Raw genomic sequence first — 11,824 nt, 5'->3', positions numbered from 1 at the left:
TCGTTATATTTTCGGGCGGTCACGGTTTAGGCGGGCATTGTAGCGGTGAAACGGGTTGCTGGCATCCCTGCGCTGCATCCCCTGCTTGCGCAACCGGTGTGTGAGCGGCCTGGCCGGCGCCCCGGCAAGGCCGTTCACAAAGGGATCAGCGCTTGGCCGCCATCGCGGTCACTTCCACGCGCATGCCGTCGAACGCCAGCGACGCCACGCCAACGGCGGCGCGTACCGGCCACGGGTTGCTGAAGAAGCGCTGGTACACCTCGTTGAACGCAGCACGGTCGGCCATGTCGGTGAGGTAGATGGTCAGGTGCAGTACGCGGTCCATGCCGCTGCCGGCTTTCTCCAGGGCCACTTTCAGCGCCTGCAGGGTGCATTCGCTTTGCGCAACGATATCGCCCAGCTCAAGGCTGCCATCGGCGTGGGTCGGGATCTGGGTGGTGACCAATACGCCGTTGTACTCGGCGACGTCGGACGAAATGGAATCGGCATCCGGGTCGGGGGTGTAGGTGATGTCTGTATTTGCCATGGGAACGTTTGCCTTGCGACGGAAGGAAAACGGCAAGCCTACGCGAGCAAGCGGCAGGGGTCGAGCCATGGGCAGTGGCGAATGCAGGATAAAAAGAAGGGCGCCTGTTGGCGCCCTTCCTGGTGTTGCTTAGGCTTCAGCGTCCCACGGACGATCGCCTTTCTCATCTTTGACGCGGGTCGGCAGGCCCATCACGTCCAGCGCCTTGAGGAACGGCTCGGCTGGCAGTTCTTCGACGTTGACCATGCGCTTGGCATCCCATTCACCACGGGCGACCAGCAGGGCGGCAGCCACTGGCGGTACACCGGCGGTGTAGGAAATACCCTGGCTGTCGGTCTCGGCGAAGGCTTCTTCGTGATCCGCCACGTTGTAGATGAACACTTCGCGCGGCTGGCCGTCCTTGGTGCCCTTGACCAGGTCACCGATGCAGGTCTTGCCGGTGTAGCCCGGGGCCAGGGAGGCCGGGTCAGGCAGCACGGCCTTGACCACTTTCAGCGGGACCACTTCCAGGCCTTCGGCAGTCTTGACCGGTTGCTCGGAGAGCAGGCCAAGGTTTTTCAGCACGGTGAACACATTGATGTAGTGCTCGCCGAAGCTCATCCAGAAGCGCACGTTCGGTACGTTGAGGTTCTTCGAAATCGAATGCACTTCATCGTGGCCGGTCAGGTAGAGGTTTTGCGAACCTACGACCGGCAGGTCGTCGGTACGCTTGACCTCGAACATGGTGTTGCTGGTCCACTGGCTGTTCTGCCAGCTCCACACTTGCCCGGTGAACTCGCGGAAGTTGATTTCCGGGTCGAAGTTGGTGGCGAAGTACTTGCCATGCGAACCGGCATTGACATCGAGAATGTCGATGGAGTCAATGCGGTCGAAGTATTGCTGCTGCGCAAGTTTTGCGTAGCTGTTCACCACACCCGGGTCGAAACCGACGCCGAGAATGGCAGTAATGTTCTTTTCTTGGCACTCTTCGAGGTGTTTCCACTCGTAGTTGCCGTACCAGGGCGGTGTTTCGCAGATCTTGCCTGGTTCTTCGTGAATCGCGGTGTCCAGGTAGGCGACACCGGTATCGATGCAGGCACGCAGCACCGACATGTTGAGGAAGGCAGAGCCCACGTTGATCACGATCTGCGATTCGGTCTCGCGGATCAGTGCCTTGGTCGCCTCGACATCGAGGGCGTTGAGCGAGAAGGCCTGGATGTCGGCGGGTACCTTGAGGCTACCCTTGGCCTTGACGCTGTCGATGATGGCCTGGCATTTGGAGATGTTCCGTGACGCAATAGCAATACGACCGAGTTCGTCGTTATGCTGCGCGCACTTGTGGGCCACCACCTTGGCGACACCTCCTGCACCAATGATAAGAACGTTCTTCTTCAATTTATCCCTTGCTCCTTACTGAATGCCGGTCTTACGACAGGCTGGAAACGTAGTCTTCAAAACCGAACTCGCGCACCACTTCGACGCTGCCGTCGAGCTGCTTGACCGCGATGGAGGGCATTTTCAGACCGTTGAACCAGTTTTTCTTGACCATGGTGTAACCCGCCGTATCGATGAACGACAGGCGATCGCCAATGGCCAATGGACGATCGAATTGGTACTCGCCGAAGATGTCACCGGCCAGGCACGATTTACCGCAGACCATGTAGGTGTGCTCGCCATCGTTGGGGGCCATCTTGGCGTTGAGGCGGTAGATCAGCAGGTCGAGCAGGTGCGCTTCGATCGAGCTGTCGACCACGGCCAGGTGCTTGCCGTTGTACAGGGTGTCGAGCACGGTCACTTCCAGCGAGGCACTGTTGGTGATGGCGGCTTCGCCCGGCTCCAGGTAAACCTGCACGCCGTATTTTTCCGAGAAGGCTTTGAGGCGCGCGCAGAACGCATCGACCGCATAGTCTTCACCGGTGAAGTGGATGCCGCCACCGAGGCTGACCCACTGCACCTTGTGCAACAGGTGGCCGAAGCGCTCTTCGATGTGGCTGAGCATCTTGTCGAACAGGCCGAAGTCACCGTTCTCACAATTGTTGTGGAACATGAAGCCGGAGATTTGCTCGATGACCTTCTCGATCTTCTCCGGGTCCCACTCACCGAGGCGGCTGAACGGGCGAGCCGGGTCGGCCAGCAGGTAGTCGGAGCTGCTGACTTGCGGGTTGACGCGCAGGCCACGGACCTTGCCTTCGGACTGTTCGGCAAAGCGCTGCAGCTGGCCGATCGAGTTGAAGATGATCTTGTCGCAGTTTTCGAGCATTTCCTCGACCTCGTCGTCGGCCCAGGCCACGCTGTAGGCGTGGGTCTCGCCGGCAAACTTCTGGCGGCCGAGCTTGAGCTCGAAAAGCGACGAAGAGGTGGTGCCGTCCATGTATTGCTGCATCAGGTCGAACACCGACCAGGTAGCAAAACACTTGAGGGCGAGCAGCGCCTTGGCACCAGAGTGTTCACGCACGTAGGCGATCTTCTCCATGTTGCTCAGCAGCTTGGTTTTATCGATGAGGTAGTACGGCGTCTTGATCATTTAAAGGCCCCCGGCAAGGCCGGCCAAAAAAAGGACACGCATTGTGCCTTCACTTGCCGCAGACCGAAAGGGTAAGACATGCATTTCGTCACTGTTGCAGACGTTGCGCAGGGTTTTTTCCGGTTGCGGCAGGCTCAGTAGATCAGGCCCATGTGACCGTCGTAATCATTGCCCGTGCAAAACGGTCACCGCCAGGAGGGAGGGGCAGTCCTCAATCGGCCTGTTGCAACCAGGTGTGGATCTGCTCCAGCGTTGCGGTCGCACCGCCACAGACCACCACCAGCACGTTGCTGTAGCGGGCCAGGGTGTCGGCCTGATAGGCCAGTGCCAGCGCAGCGCCACAAGCAGGCTCTACCAGTACCCGGTGGTCGCGCAAGAAGCGTTCACAGGCTTCAAGTGCCACACGGTCGCTGACCAGGTGGCTGTGCACCGGGTGGCTACGCACGCACTCCAACGCTTGGTCGGCTACGCGCTTGGCGCCCAGGGACGTCGCCACCGATGCTAGGCGCTCGAGTTCAACCGGGTGGCCTGCCTGCACGGCTGCATGCAGCGAGGCAGCACCGGTGGTTTCCACTGCCAGGACCGGCACGTCATCCCAGCCATTGCGCTTGAGGCCCTCGACCACGCCACTGAGCAAACCGCCGCCGCCGACCGATAACACCACCGCATCGGGCTTGACCCTGCTGGCGGCCACTTCGTCGATCAGGCTGGCATGCCCGGCCCACAGCAGGGGGTCGTCGAAGGGGTGGATGAAAGCATCGCCGCTGCCGAGCAAGGTCTGCGCCAGCTCGTTGGCCTCCTGCCAGGAGCTGCCGTGCACCACCACATTGGCGTCTTCCAGGCGCAGCAGTTCCTTGGCGCGCTCGGTGGTGGTCTCGGGCACCACCACCGTCACCGGCACCCCCAGTTTGCGGCCGGCATAGGCCACCGCCAGCCCGGCGTTACCGCCGGATGACGAGACGAAATGGCGTGCGCCCCGGGCATGGTGAACTTCGCAGGCATGGCCCACGCCGCGCAGCTTGAACGAGCCGCAAGGCTGCAGGGCGTCCAGCTTGAGCCAGACCGTACGGCCAGCGGCCAGCGACAGGGGGCGGGATTCGATCAGGGGTGTCTGGATATGCAAGGTCATGGCGTGCTCCACAGGTCAGTCTTCACGGGCAACCGAAGGGCTCTCGCCGCGCAGTTGCTCCAGGTAGTTGTAAACGGTGTAACGGGTCACGCCGAGGGCGTTGGCGGCCTTTTCCACGCCGCCCTTGACGATGAACAGGCCGCGCTCCTGCATCACTCGCACGGCCTCGACCTTGGCTTGCTTGTTCATCCGGCCCTGGCCACTGCGCAACAGCGAGTTCTGGATGATCTCGCTCATCAACAGTTCCATGTCTGCAGGTTCCTGGGGGGTGGTCGATGCAGGCGAAGCGCCCACTGGCTGCAGCTGCTGCAAGAAGCTCAGGGCGGTGTCGAGGCCGGTGACGTCGGTGTTGATGCACAGGCTGGCAAAGGGGTGGCCGCTGCTGTCGCGGAAGATGGCCGTGGCGCTGCGCAGGGTGCGGCCCTTGAGCGTGGTGGGGTAGTCGGGCAGCACCACAGGGTCGCAGCCGTGCCGTTCGGCGCTGGCTTGCATCAGTGCCTTGAAGCCTTGATCCTGTTCGGGTGCGGCGAGAATCGGACTGCCGACGACGCGGCCGGAAAGGTGGCCGTTGACGATCGCCACGACGGAGTGCTCCGGGTGGTCGAGGTCGTGCAGGAGGATTTCCATGTTGCGGGCGGCAACACTGCCCAGAGCCTGGATGGCGGCCTTGAGGATGGTGAGGGTTAGCTGGCGTTCTTCGGGCGGGGAAAGCGGCATGAAAGCATCACCAATTTCAACGGTTTGTGCATTTTTACACACAAAGTTGAAATTGGCGATGCGGGCGCGAATTTACGCGCCCAGTGCTGGCGTACGCGGCGGGATCATGCGGCGCGAGCCGGTAGCCTCGAACGCCGCACCAAAGCTCAGCAGGTCGTTGTCGCTATAGGCACGGCCAGCGAAGGTCAGCCCCACCGGCATGCCGATATCGGCCATCACGCCCATCGGCACGGTCACGGTCGGTACACCCAAGTGGCGGATAGCAAGGTTGCCGTTGGCCACCCAGATGCCGTTGCTCCAGGCAATGTCCGCCGAAGCCGGGTTGACGTCGGCATCTGCCGGCCCCACGTCGGCCACGGTCGGGAACAGCACCGCGTCCAGGCCCAGCTCGTCCATCCAGTCTTCCAGGTCCAGCTTGCGGGTTTTTTCCAGCCCGCGCAGGCCATCGGGCAAGGTCTCGATCTGGTCCCAGGTCTTCAGGCCGCGCTTGGCCATGTTGACGTATTCGTCCATGCCGGCGGCCAGGTCGTCCTCACGGTTGGGCAGGGTGCCTGGGTCGTGGGGGAAGATCTTCAGCCCTTCGACATCGGCCAGGCGGTTGAGCTTGGGGTCGTCGTTGGCGCGCAGGAAGTCATCGAAGGCCCAGCCCGACAGTTCCCATAATTCGTCATGCAGGAACGCTTTGCTGACGATGCCGCGGTTGTACACGGTTGGGGCGCCAGGGCGATCGCCTTCGCAGTTGGAGACCAGCGGGAAGTCCACTTCGAGCACTTCGGCGCCTGCTGCTTCCAGGGCCTGGCGGGCCTGCTGCCACAGCTCGATGACGCTGTCGCGGGTGTTGATGCGCTGGCCGGTCGGGCCGCCGATACCTGGCTTCTCGGAGGTGCCGGCCTCGGGGTCGGCATTGATGTACATGCGCGGCACGCCGAAGCGCTTGCCCTTGAGGGCGCTGGCATCCACTGCCAGGTCCAGGTACGAGGCCGGGCGCACGGAAGAGGCGGCCGGGATCGCAACCCACGGCTGCAGGCGCCACAGGTCGCCGCGCTTGTCGGCGTCATCGGCCACCACGACCTCGAGGATCTCCAGCAGGTCGGCCATGGTGCGGGCATACGGCACCACCACGTCCATGGTCGGCGTCAGCGGCCAGTTGCCACGTACCGAAATCACCCCGCGCGAAGGGGTATAGGCGCACAGTCCGTTGTTGGACGCAGGGCCGCGGCCGCTCGACCAGGTTTCTTCGGCCAGGCCGAAGGCGCTGAAGCTGGCGGCGGTGGCAGTACCGGCACCGTTGGACGAGCCCGAGGCGAAGGGGGCGGTCAGGTAGTTGGCGTTGTACGGGCTCTCGGCTCGACCATACACCCCCCGCTGCATGCCCCCGTTGGCCATGGGCGGCATGTTGGTCTTGCCCAGGCACACGGCACCGGCGGCCCGCAGGCGCTCGATGGTGAAGGCGTCGCGTTGGGCTACCAGGTCCTTGAAGGCGGGGCTGCCGGAGGCGGCGGTGAGGCCTTTGACCAGGTAGCTGTCCTTGGCGGTGTAGGGGATGCCGTCCAGCGGGCTCAGCGGCTGGCCTTTGGCACGTCGGGCATCGGAGGCTTCGGCCTCCTTGAGTGCGTCTGGGTTGCGTACCACCACGGCGTTGAGCGCGGTCGGCGTATTGGCGCCATCGTAGGCGTCGATACGCGCCTGGTAGGCCTTGACCAGCTCGACCGCTGTGGTGCGGCCCGACTCGAGCGCGTCGCGCAGCTCGGCAATGGAAACCTCGGTTACCTCGATCATGCTTTCACCAAAAATTTTTGCAGGTGGGGGCTAGTGCGAGGAGTGTACAAGAAGGCTTTGGTGTACGCAGGTTTGCGCAGGGGCAAATGGTTTTGTGCAGGCGGGCATTGTCGGGGCCGCACGGCGGCCCCGGGCAGTCAATCCAGGTCTGCCGCCGAGTGCCGCTCCGGCACCTGGCTGGCCTCGTCGCCCCAGGTGCGATTGACCCGTGTCCCGCGTTGTACTGCGGGGCGTTGGGCGATCGCTTCGGCCCAGCGTTGCACATGGGTGTACTCGTGCACCGCCAGAAACTCCGCCGCGCCGTAAAGATTGCCGCGCACCAGTTCGCCGTACCACGGCCACACGGCGATATCGGCGATGCTGTACTCATCACCGCCCAGGTAGCGGCTTTCGGCCAGGCGGCGGTCGAGTACGTCCAGTTGGCGCTTCGCTTCCATGGTGAAGCGGTTGATGGCGTACTCGAACTTTTCCGGTGCGTAGACATAGAAGTGGCCAAAGCCGCCGCCCAGGTACGGCGCAGCGCCCATCTGCCAGAACAGCCAGTTCAGGCTTTCGGTACGTGCAGCTGCGGTCTTGGGCAACAGTTCGCCGAACTTTTCTGCGAGGTACAGCAGGATCGCCCCCGACTCGAACACCCGCACCGGTGGCTCGACGCTGCGGTCGAGCAGGGCGGGGATCTTCGAGTTGGGGTTTACATCGACGAAGCCGCTGGAGAACTGGTCGCCCTCGCCGATGCGGATCAGCCAAGCGTCATATTCGGCGCCGCTGTGGCCCAGGGCGAGCAGCTCTTCAAGGGCTATGTTGACCTTCACGCCATTGGGCGTGGCCAGGGAGTACAGCTGCAGAGGGTGCTTGCCCACTGGCAGCGCCTTGTCGTGGGTTGGCCCTGCAACCGGGCGGTTGATGCTGGCGAATTGGCCACCGGAGGCCGCGTCATTGCGCCAGACCTTGGGTGGGGCGTAAGGGGGCTTGCTCATGGGGTGCTCCTTGAATGCCGCGAAAGGGTCAGCTAAAGACGTTGACCTGCATCTATGCCACGGGTTCGTGGAAAAGCGCAATTGCATAGGCGCTGGCGCTGGCTGCATGGCGCGTTTTTCATCCAGTTTTCATCTGTCATTGCCGGCAGCAGCCTTATGCTGGCGCTATCCCTTCGCCCTGCACGGAACAGCCGGCCGATGAACATCCCTCGCTGCTTGCTGGCGCTGGTCCTGCTCGGCGGCCTGTTGGCCCAGGCCGAAGCCGCGCCGTGGGTCGCCGGCCTGCACCACATGACCCTGACCGACCCCGTCGATGACCGGCCCATGCAGGCGCTGGCGTTTTACCCTGCCATTGGCGCCACCCGCAGCAGCCGTATCGACGGCTACCCGGTCGATGTCGCCGAAGAAGCCCCGGTAGCGCTGGGGCAATTCCCTTTGCTGGTGCTCTCCCACGGCAATACCGGCAGCCCGCTGGCCTTGCATTACCTGGCCACCGCCCTGGCGCGCCAGGGGTTCGTGGTGGTGGCGGTCGTGCACCCGGGTGACAACGCGCGCGATCACAGCCGGCTGGGTACCCTCAGCAACCTGTATGGCCGGCCGCTGCAGGTCAGCGCCGCGATCACGGCGGCCCGTGACGATACGCTGCTGGGGCCCTACCTGAACGATGGCAAGGTCGGTGTGATCGGCTATTCGGCGGGGGGCGAAACGGCGCTGATCGTGTCGGGGGCGCAACCCGACCTGGACCGCTTGCGCCAGTACTGCCTGGAGCGCCCCGGCGATGCCGACGCCTGCAAGACCCATGGCGTGCTGATTGCCGACCGCAGCGAGCTGGCGCCCGAGGCCGACTCACGGGTGGGGGCGGTGATGCTGATGGCACCCCTGAGCCTGCTGTTCGGCCGTCATGCGCTGGCCGGGGTGCATATCCCGGCATTGATCTACAGCGGTGACAGTGACCAGTTGGTGGCTGTGGACCGCAACGCCGAAGCCTTGGCCCGCAAGCTGCCCATCACACCGGATTACCGCCTGCTGGCCGGCGCTGGGCATTTTGTGTTCATGGCGCGCTGTGACGATGAACAGCGCGCGCGCATGCCGGCACTGTGCAAGGACGCGGACGGCGTCGACCGCCGGCATATTCACCACTCGCTGCAACGCGACACCGCAGCCTTCTTCAGCCAGACCTTGGGCGCGCCAGCGCTGGACCAGCGCTCAGCCGCGTCGGCTGCGCCGCGCCAACAGCAGCGTTAAGCCGACGCCTACCAGGGCAAGCAGGGCTGCGACGCAGAAGATCGAGGCATAGCCCAGGTGCACGGCCACCGCGCCCATCACCGGGCCAGCGATGGCCAAGGCCATGTCGAAAAACACCGCATAGGCACCCAGCCCTGCGCCGCGGCTGCTGCTGGGCACCTGCTTGATGGCCTCGACGCCCAGCGCCGGGTACACCAGCGACAGGCCGAAGCCCGTGAGCCCGGCGCCTGCCAGTGCCCAAGGCGGTGAGGGCGCCAACCACAGCAGGCCCAAACCGACCACCTCGGTGGCCATGCACACCACCGCCACGTTGTAGCCGCCAAACCGGTTAACTGCGTTGACGAACATCAGCCGCGAAATGATGAAGCACACCCCAAAGGCACTCAGGCACCAGGCCGCACCGGCCCAACCGCGCTCCAGGTAATAAAGGGTGACGAACGTGGTCAGGGTGCCGTAGCCGATCGACGCCAGGGTCAGGCCCAGGCCACAGGGCGCAACCCGGCTGAATGCCGACCAGAACGCCAGCCGCTCGCCACGCACCACCACCACGTCCGGCCGTTTGCGCAGCACCAGCAGGGCAAATAGCGCCAGCACCAGCAAGGTCGGTCCCAGCACGCTGAAGTCCAGGCCATCCACGGCCAGCACACCCACCGGCGCGCCAATGGCAATGGCGCCATATGACGCGATACCGTTCCACGAGATCACTCGGGCCGTGTGTTCCGGGCCGACCTGGCTGATGCCCCAGCTCAAGGTGGCCACACCAATCAGCCCTTGGGCGATGCCCAACATCAAGCGGCCGCCCAGCAACAGCGCCAGGCTCAGTAGCGGCATCGTCAGCGTCCAGGCTGAGAGCAGGGTCAGCACCCCGCAACTGGCAATCCCCAGCAAGCCGAAGCGGATCGCCTGCTTGCCGCCAAGGGTATCCGCCACCCGCCCGGCGAACGGGCGGCTGAGCAGGGTGGCCAGGTATTGCAGGCCAATCGTCACCCCCGCGATCACCGCGCCAAAGCCGAGCTGGTCATGCACATAGCTGGGCAGCACCGCGATCGGCAGGCCGATGCAGAGGAAGGCAATGAACGTATAGAAGACGATCGACAGGATCTGCAGGGTGATGTTGAAGGTGTTGCTGGCGGGGGCGGGTTGTTGCGCGGTCATGGGCTCGTTCGCGGGCAGGCGGTGGGGCGTTGTTTCATCATGGCCGCTGCGCGAAGGAAATGAAAGCAGGCTAACGAATTATTCGTTGAGTGTATCGAGCGCTGGGAAACCGCTTCCACATCGTGGGAGCGGGTTCACCCGCGAAGAGACCGGCCTGGCCAGCTCAAAAGGGCCAGGCCATCTCAGCTACCTCAGACCACGACGCCTTGGCTACGCAGGTAGTCGTCATAGGTGCCGCTGAAGTCGACGACACCGTCCGGCGACAGCTCGATGATGCGGGTGGCCAGCGACGACACGAACTCACGGTCGTGGCTGACGAACAGCAGCGTGCCTGGGTAGTTTTCCAGCGCCAGGTTCAGCGCCTCGATCGACTCCATGTCCAAGTGGTTGGTCGGTTCGTCCATCACCAGCACGTTGGGCTTTTGCAGGATCAGCTTGCCGAACAGCATGCGGCCTTGCTCACCACCGGAAATCACCTTCACCGACTTGAGGATCTCGTCGTTGGAGAACAGCATGCGCCCGAGGGTACCGCGGATCACCTGCTCACCGGAGGTCCACTGGCCCATCCAGTCGAACAGGCTCAGGTCGTCTTCGAAGTCGTGGGCGTGGTCCTGGGCGTAGTAGCCCACTTCGGCGCTGTCGGTCCACTTCACCGAGCCTGCGTCCGGCGTCATCTCGCCTACCAGGGTGCGCAGCAGGGTGGTTTTGCCGATACCGTTAGGGCCGATGATCGCAACGCGTTCGCCGGCTTCGACGGTGATGTCGAAGTTCTTGAACAGTACCTTGTCGTCGAAGGCCTTGGCCATTTTCTCGACCACGACTGCCTGGCGGTGCAGCTTTTTGGTCTGCTCGAAGCGAATGAACGGGCTGACCCGGCTCGACGGCTTGACCTCGGCCAGCTGGATCTTGTCGATCTGCTTGGCCCGCGAGGTGGCCTGCTTGGCCTTGGAGGCGTTGGCCGAGAAGCGGCTGACGAAGGTCTGCAGCTCGGCGATCTGGGCTTTCTTCTTGGCGTTGTCCGACAGCAGCTGCTCGCGCGACTGGGTCGCTGCGGTCATGTACTCGTCGTAGTTGCCTGGGAACAGGCGCAGTTCACCGTAGTCCAGGTCGGCCATGTGGGTGCAGACGCTGTTCAGGAAGTGCCGGTCGTGGGAAATGATGATCATGGTGCTGTTACGCGCCGTGAGGATCGTTTCCAGCCAGCGGATGGTGTTGATGTCCAGGTGGTTGGTCGGTTCGTCGAGCAGCAGCACGTCCGGGTCCGAGAACAGCGCCTGGGCCAGCAGCACACGCAGCTTCCAGCCCGGAGCCACTTCGCTCATCGGGCCGAAGTGCTGTTCCAGTGGAATACCCAGGCCCAGCAGCAGTTCACCGGCGCGGGATTCGGCGGTGTAGCCGTCCATCTCGGCGAATTCGGTTTCCAGCTCGGCGACGGCCATGCCGTCTTCCTCGGTCATTTCCGGCAGCGAGTAGATGCGATCGCGCTCGGCCTTGACCTTCCACAGCTGGCCGTGTCCCATGATCACGGTGTCGATCACGGTGAATTGCTCGTAGGCGAACTGGTCCTGGCGCAGCTTGCCCAGGCGGGTGTTCGGCTCGAGCATGACCTGGCCACCGGACGGCTCGAGGTCGCCGCCGAGGATTTTCATGAAGGTCGACTTGCCGCAACCGTTGGCGCCGATCAGGCCGTAGCGGTTGCCGTTGTTGAATTTGACGGAAACGTTTTCAAACAGCGGCTTGGAGCCGAACTGCATGGTGATGTTAGCGGTGGAGATCAAAGGAGCTTACCTATC

Annotated in this window: 10 protein-coding genes; 1 reads left to right on the top strand and 9 read right to left on the bottom strand. The window is 63.5% G+C overall.

Annotated elements, in window-relative coordinates; all coding sequences use genetic code 11:
* Nucleotides 1–145 precede the first annotated feature (145 nt).
* The 7 genes from DJ563_RS07805 to yghU all read right to left on the bottom strand — a co-directional run bounded on the left by DJ563_RS07805 (nucleotide 146) and on the right by yghU (nucleotide 7,631).
* The gene (locus tag DJ563_RS07805; RefSeq protein ID WP_033698252.1) at nucleotides 146–526 is read right to left on the bottom strand and encodes a RidA family protein; all 381 of its coding nucleotides are present in this window, start codon (nucleotides 524–526) and stop codon (nucleotides 146–148) included.
* Between the two features lie 129 nt (nucleotides 527–655).
* Complete coding sequence (locus DJ563_RS07800; protein WP_258713666.1) at nucleotides 656–1,900, bottom strand: saccharopine dehydrogenase family protein; 1,245 nt, start codon at nucleotides 1,898–1,900, stop codon at nucleotides 656–658.
* A 31-nt stretch (nucleotides 1,901–1,931) separates the two neighbouring features.
* Nucleotides 1,932–3,029, bottom strand: coding sequence for a carboxynorspermidine decarboxylase (gene nspC, locus DJ563_RS07795; protein WP_033698248.1), 1,098 nt, complete (start codon nucleotides 3,027–3,029; stop codon nucleotides 1,932–1,934).
* Nucleotides 3,030–3,240: 211 nt separating this feature from the next.
* Nucleotides 3,241–4,158 carry a pyridoxal-phosphate dependent enzyme gene (locus DJ563_RS07790; protein ID WP_434519199.1) on the bottom strand — a complete coding sequence of 306 codons (918 nt, stop codon included), beginning with the start codon at nucleotides 4,156–4,158 and terminating at the stop codon, nucleotides 3,241–3,243.
* A 15-nt stretch (nucleotides 4,159–4,173) separates the two neighbouring features.
* Nucleotides 4,174–4,875: a helix-turn-helix transcriptional regulator gene (locus tag DJ563_RS07785; RefSeq protein ID WP_186665043.1), complete on the bottom strand. Its 702-nt coding sequence runs from the start codon at nucleotides 4,873–4,875 to the stop codon at nucleotides 4,174–4,176.
* A 72-nt stretch (nucleotides 4,876–4,947) separates the two neighbouring features.
* On the bottom strand, nucleotides 4,948–6,654 hold the full coding sequence (locus DJ563_RS07780) for an amidase (RefSeq protein ID WP_434519198.1): 1,707 nt from the start codon (nucleotides 6,652–6,654) through the stop codon (nucleotides 4,948–4,950).
* A 137-nt stretch (nucleotides 6,655–6,791) separates the two neighbouring features.
* Entirely contained in the window at nucleotides 6,792–7,631 is an 840-nt protein-coding gene (gene yghU / locus DJ563_RS07775) for a glutathione-dependent disulfide-bond oxidoreductase (protein WP_274098456.1), read from the bottom strand.
* A gap of 198 nt (nucleotides 7,632–7,829) precedes the next feature.
* On the opposite strand from yghU, the gene DJ563_RS07770 reads away from it, so the two are divergent.
* Entirely contained in the window at nucleotides 7,830–8,876 is a 1,047-nt protein-coding gene (locus DJ563_RS07770; RefSeq protein ID WP_274098455.1) for an alpha/beta hydrolase family protein, read from the top strand.
* On the opposite strand, the gene DJ563_RS07765 is transcribed toward DJ563_RS07770, so the two are convergent.
* Nucleotides 8,838–10,031: an MFS transporter gene (locus DJ563_RS07765; protein ID WP_434519197.1), complete on the bottom strand. Its 1,194-nt coding sequence runs from the start codon at nucleotides 10,029–10,031 to the stop codon at nucleotides 8,838–8,840. The two genes, DJ563_RS07770 and DJ563_RS07765, sit on opposite strands and share 39 nt — an antisense overlap.
* Before the next feature lie 191 nt (nucleotides 10,032–10,222).
* Nucleotides 10,223–11,809 (bottom strand): ABC-F family ATPase, encoded by a 1,587-nt coding sequence (locus DJ563_RS07760; RefSeq protein WP_047583047.1) that lies wholly within the window; start codon nucleotides 11,807–11,809, stop codon nucleotides 10,223–10,225.
* Nucleotides 11,810–11,824: the final 15 nt, after the last annotated feature.

The sequence above is a fragment of the Pseudomonas sp. NFX1 genome (genome assembly GCF_051123555.1).
Classification (GTDB): Bacteria; Pseudomonadota; Gammaproteobacteria; order Pseudomonadales; family Pseudomonadaceae; genus Aquipseudomonas; species Aquipseudomonas capeferrum.
The sequence above is the reverse complement of the archived record's forward strand: the minus strand, read 5'-3'. Positions and strand labels throughout refer to the sequence as shown.

Excerpts from the sequence above, each read along its gene's own strand:
- DJ563_RS07785 (WP_186665043.1), bottom strand. The coding sequence starts at position 4,875 with ATGCCGCTTTCCCCGCCCGAAGAACGCCAGCTAACCCTCACCATCCTC.
- yghU (WP_274098456.1), bottom strand. The coding sequence starts at position 7,631 with ATGAGCAAGCCCCCTTACGCCCCACCCAAGGTCTGGCGCAATGACGCG.
- nspC (WP_033698248.1), bottom strand. The coding sequence starts at position 3,029 with ATGATCAAGACGCCGTACTACCTCATCGATAAAACCAAGCTGCTGAGC.
- DJ563_RS07765 (WP_434519197.1), bottom strand. The coding sequence starts at position 10,031 with ATGACCGCGCAACAACCCGCCCCCGCCAGCAACACCTTCAACATCACC.
- DJ563_RS07770 (WP_274098455.1), top strand. The coding sequence starts at position 7,830 with ATGAACATCCCTCGCTGCTTGCTGGCGCTGGTCCTGCTCGGCGGCCTG.
- DJ563_RS07805 (WP_033698252.1), bottom strand. The coding sequence starts at position 526 with ATGGCAAATACAGACATCACCTACACCCCCGACCCGGATGCCGATTCC.
- DJ563_RS07780 (WP_434519198.1), bottom strand. The coding sequence starts at position 6,654 with ATGATCGAGGTAACCGAGGTTTCCATTGCCGAGCTGCGCGACGCGCTC.
- DJ563_RS07790 (WP_434519199.1), bottom strand. The coding sequence starts at position 4,158 with ATGACCTTGCATATCCAGACACCCCTGATCGAATCCCGCCCCCTGTCG.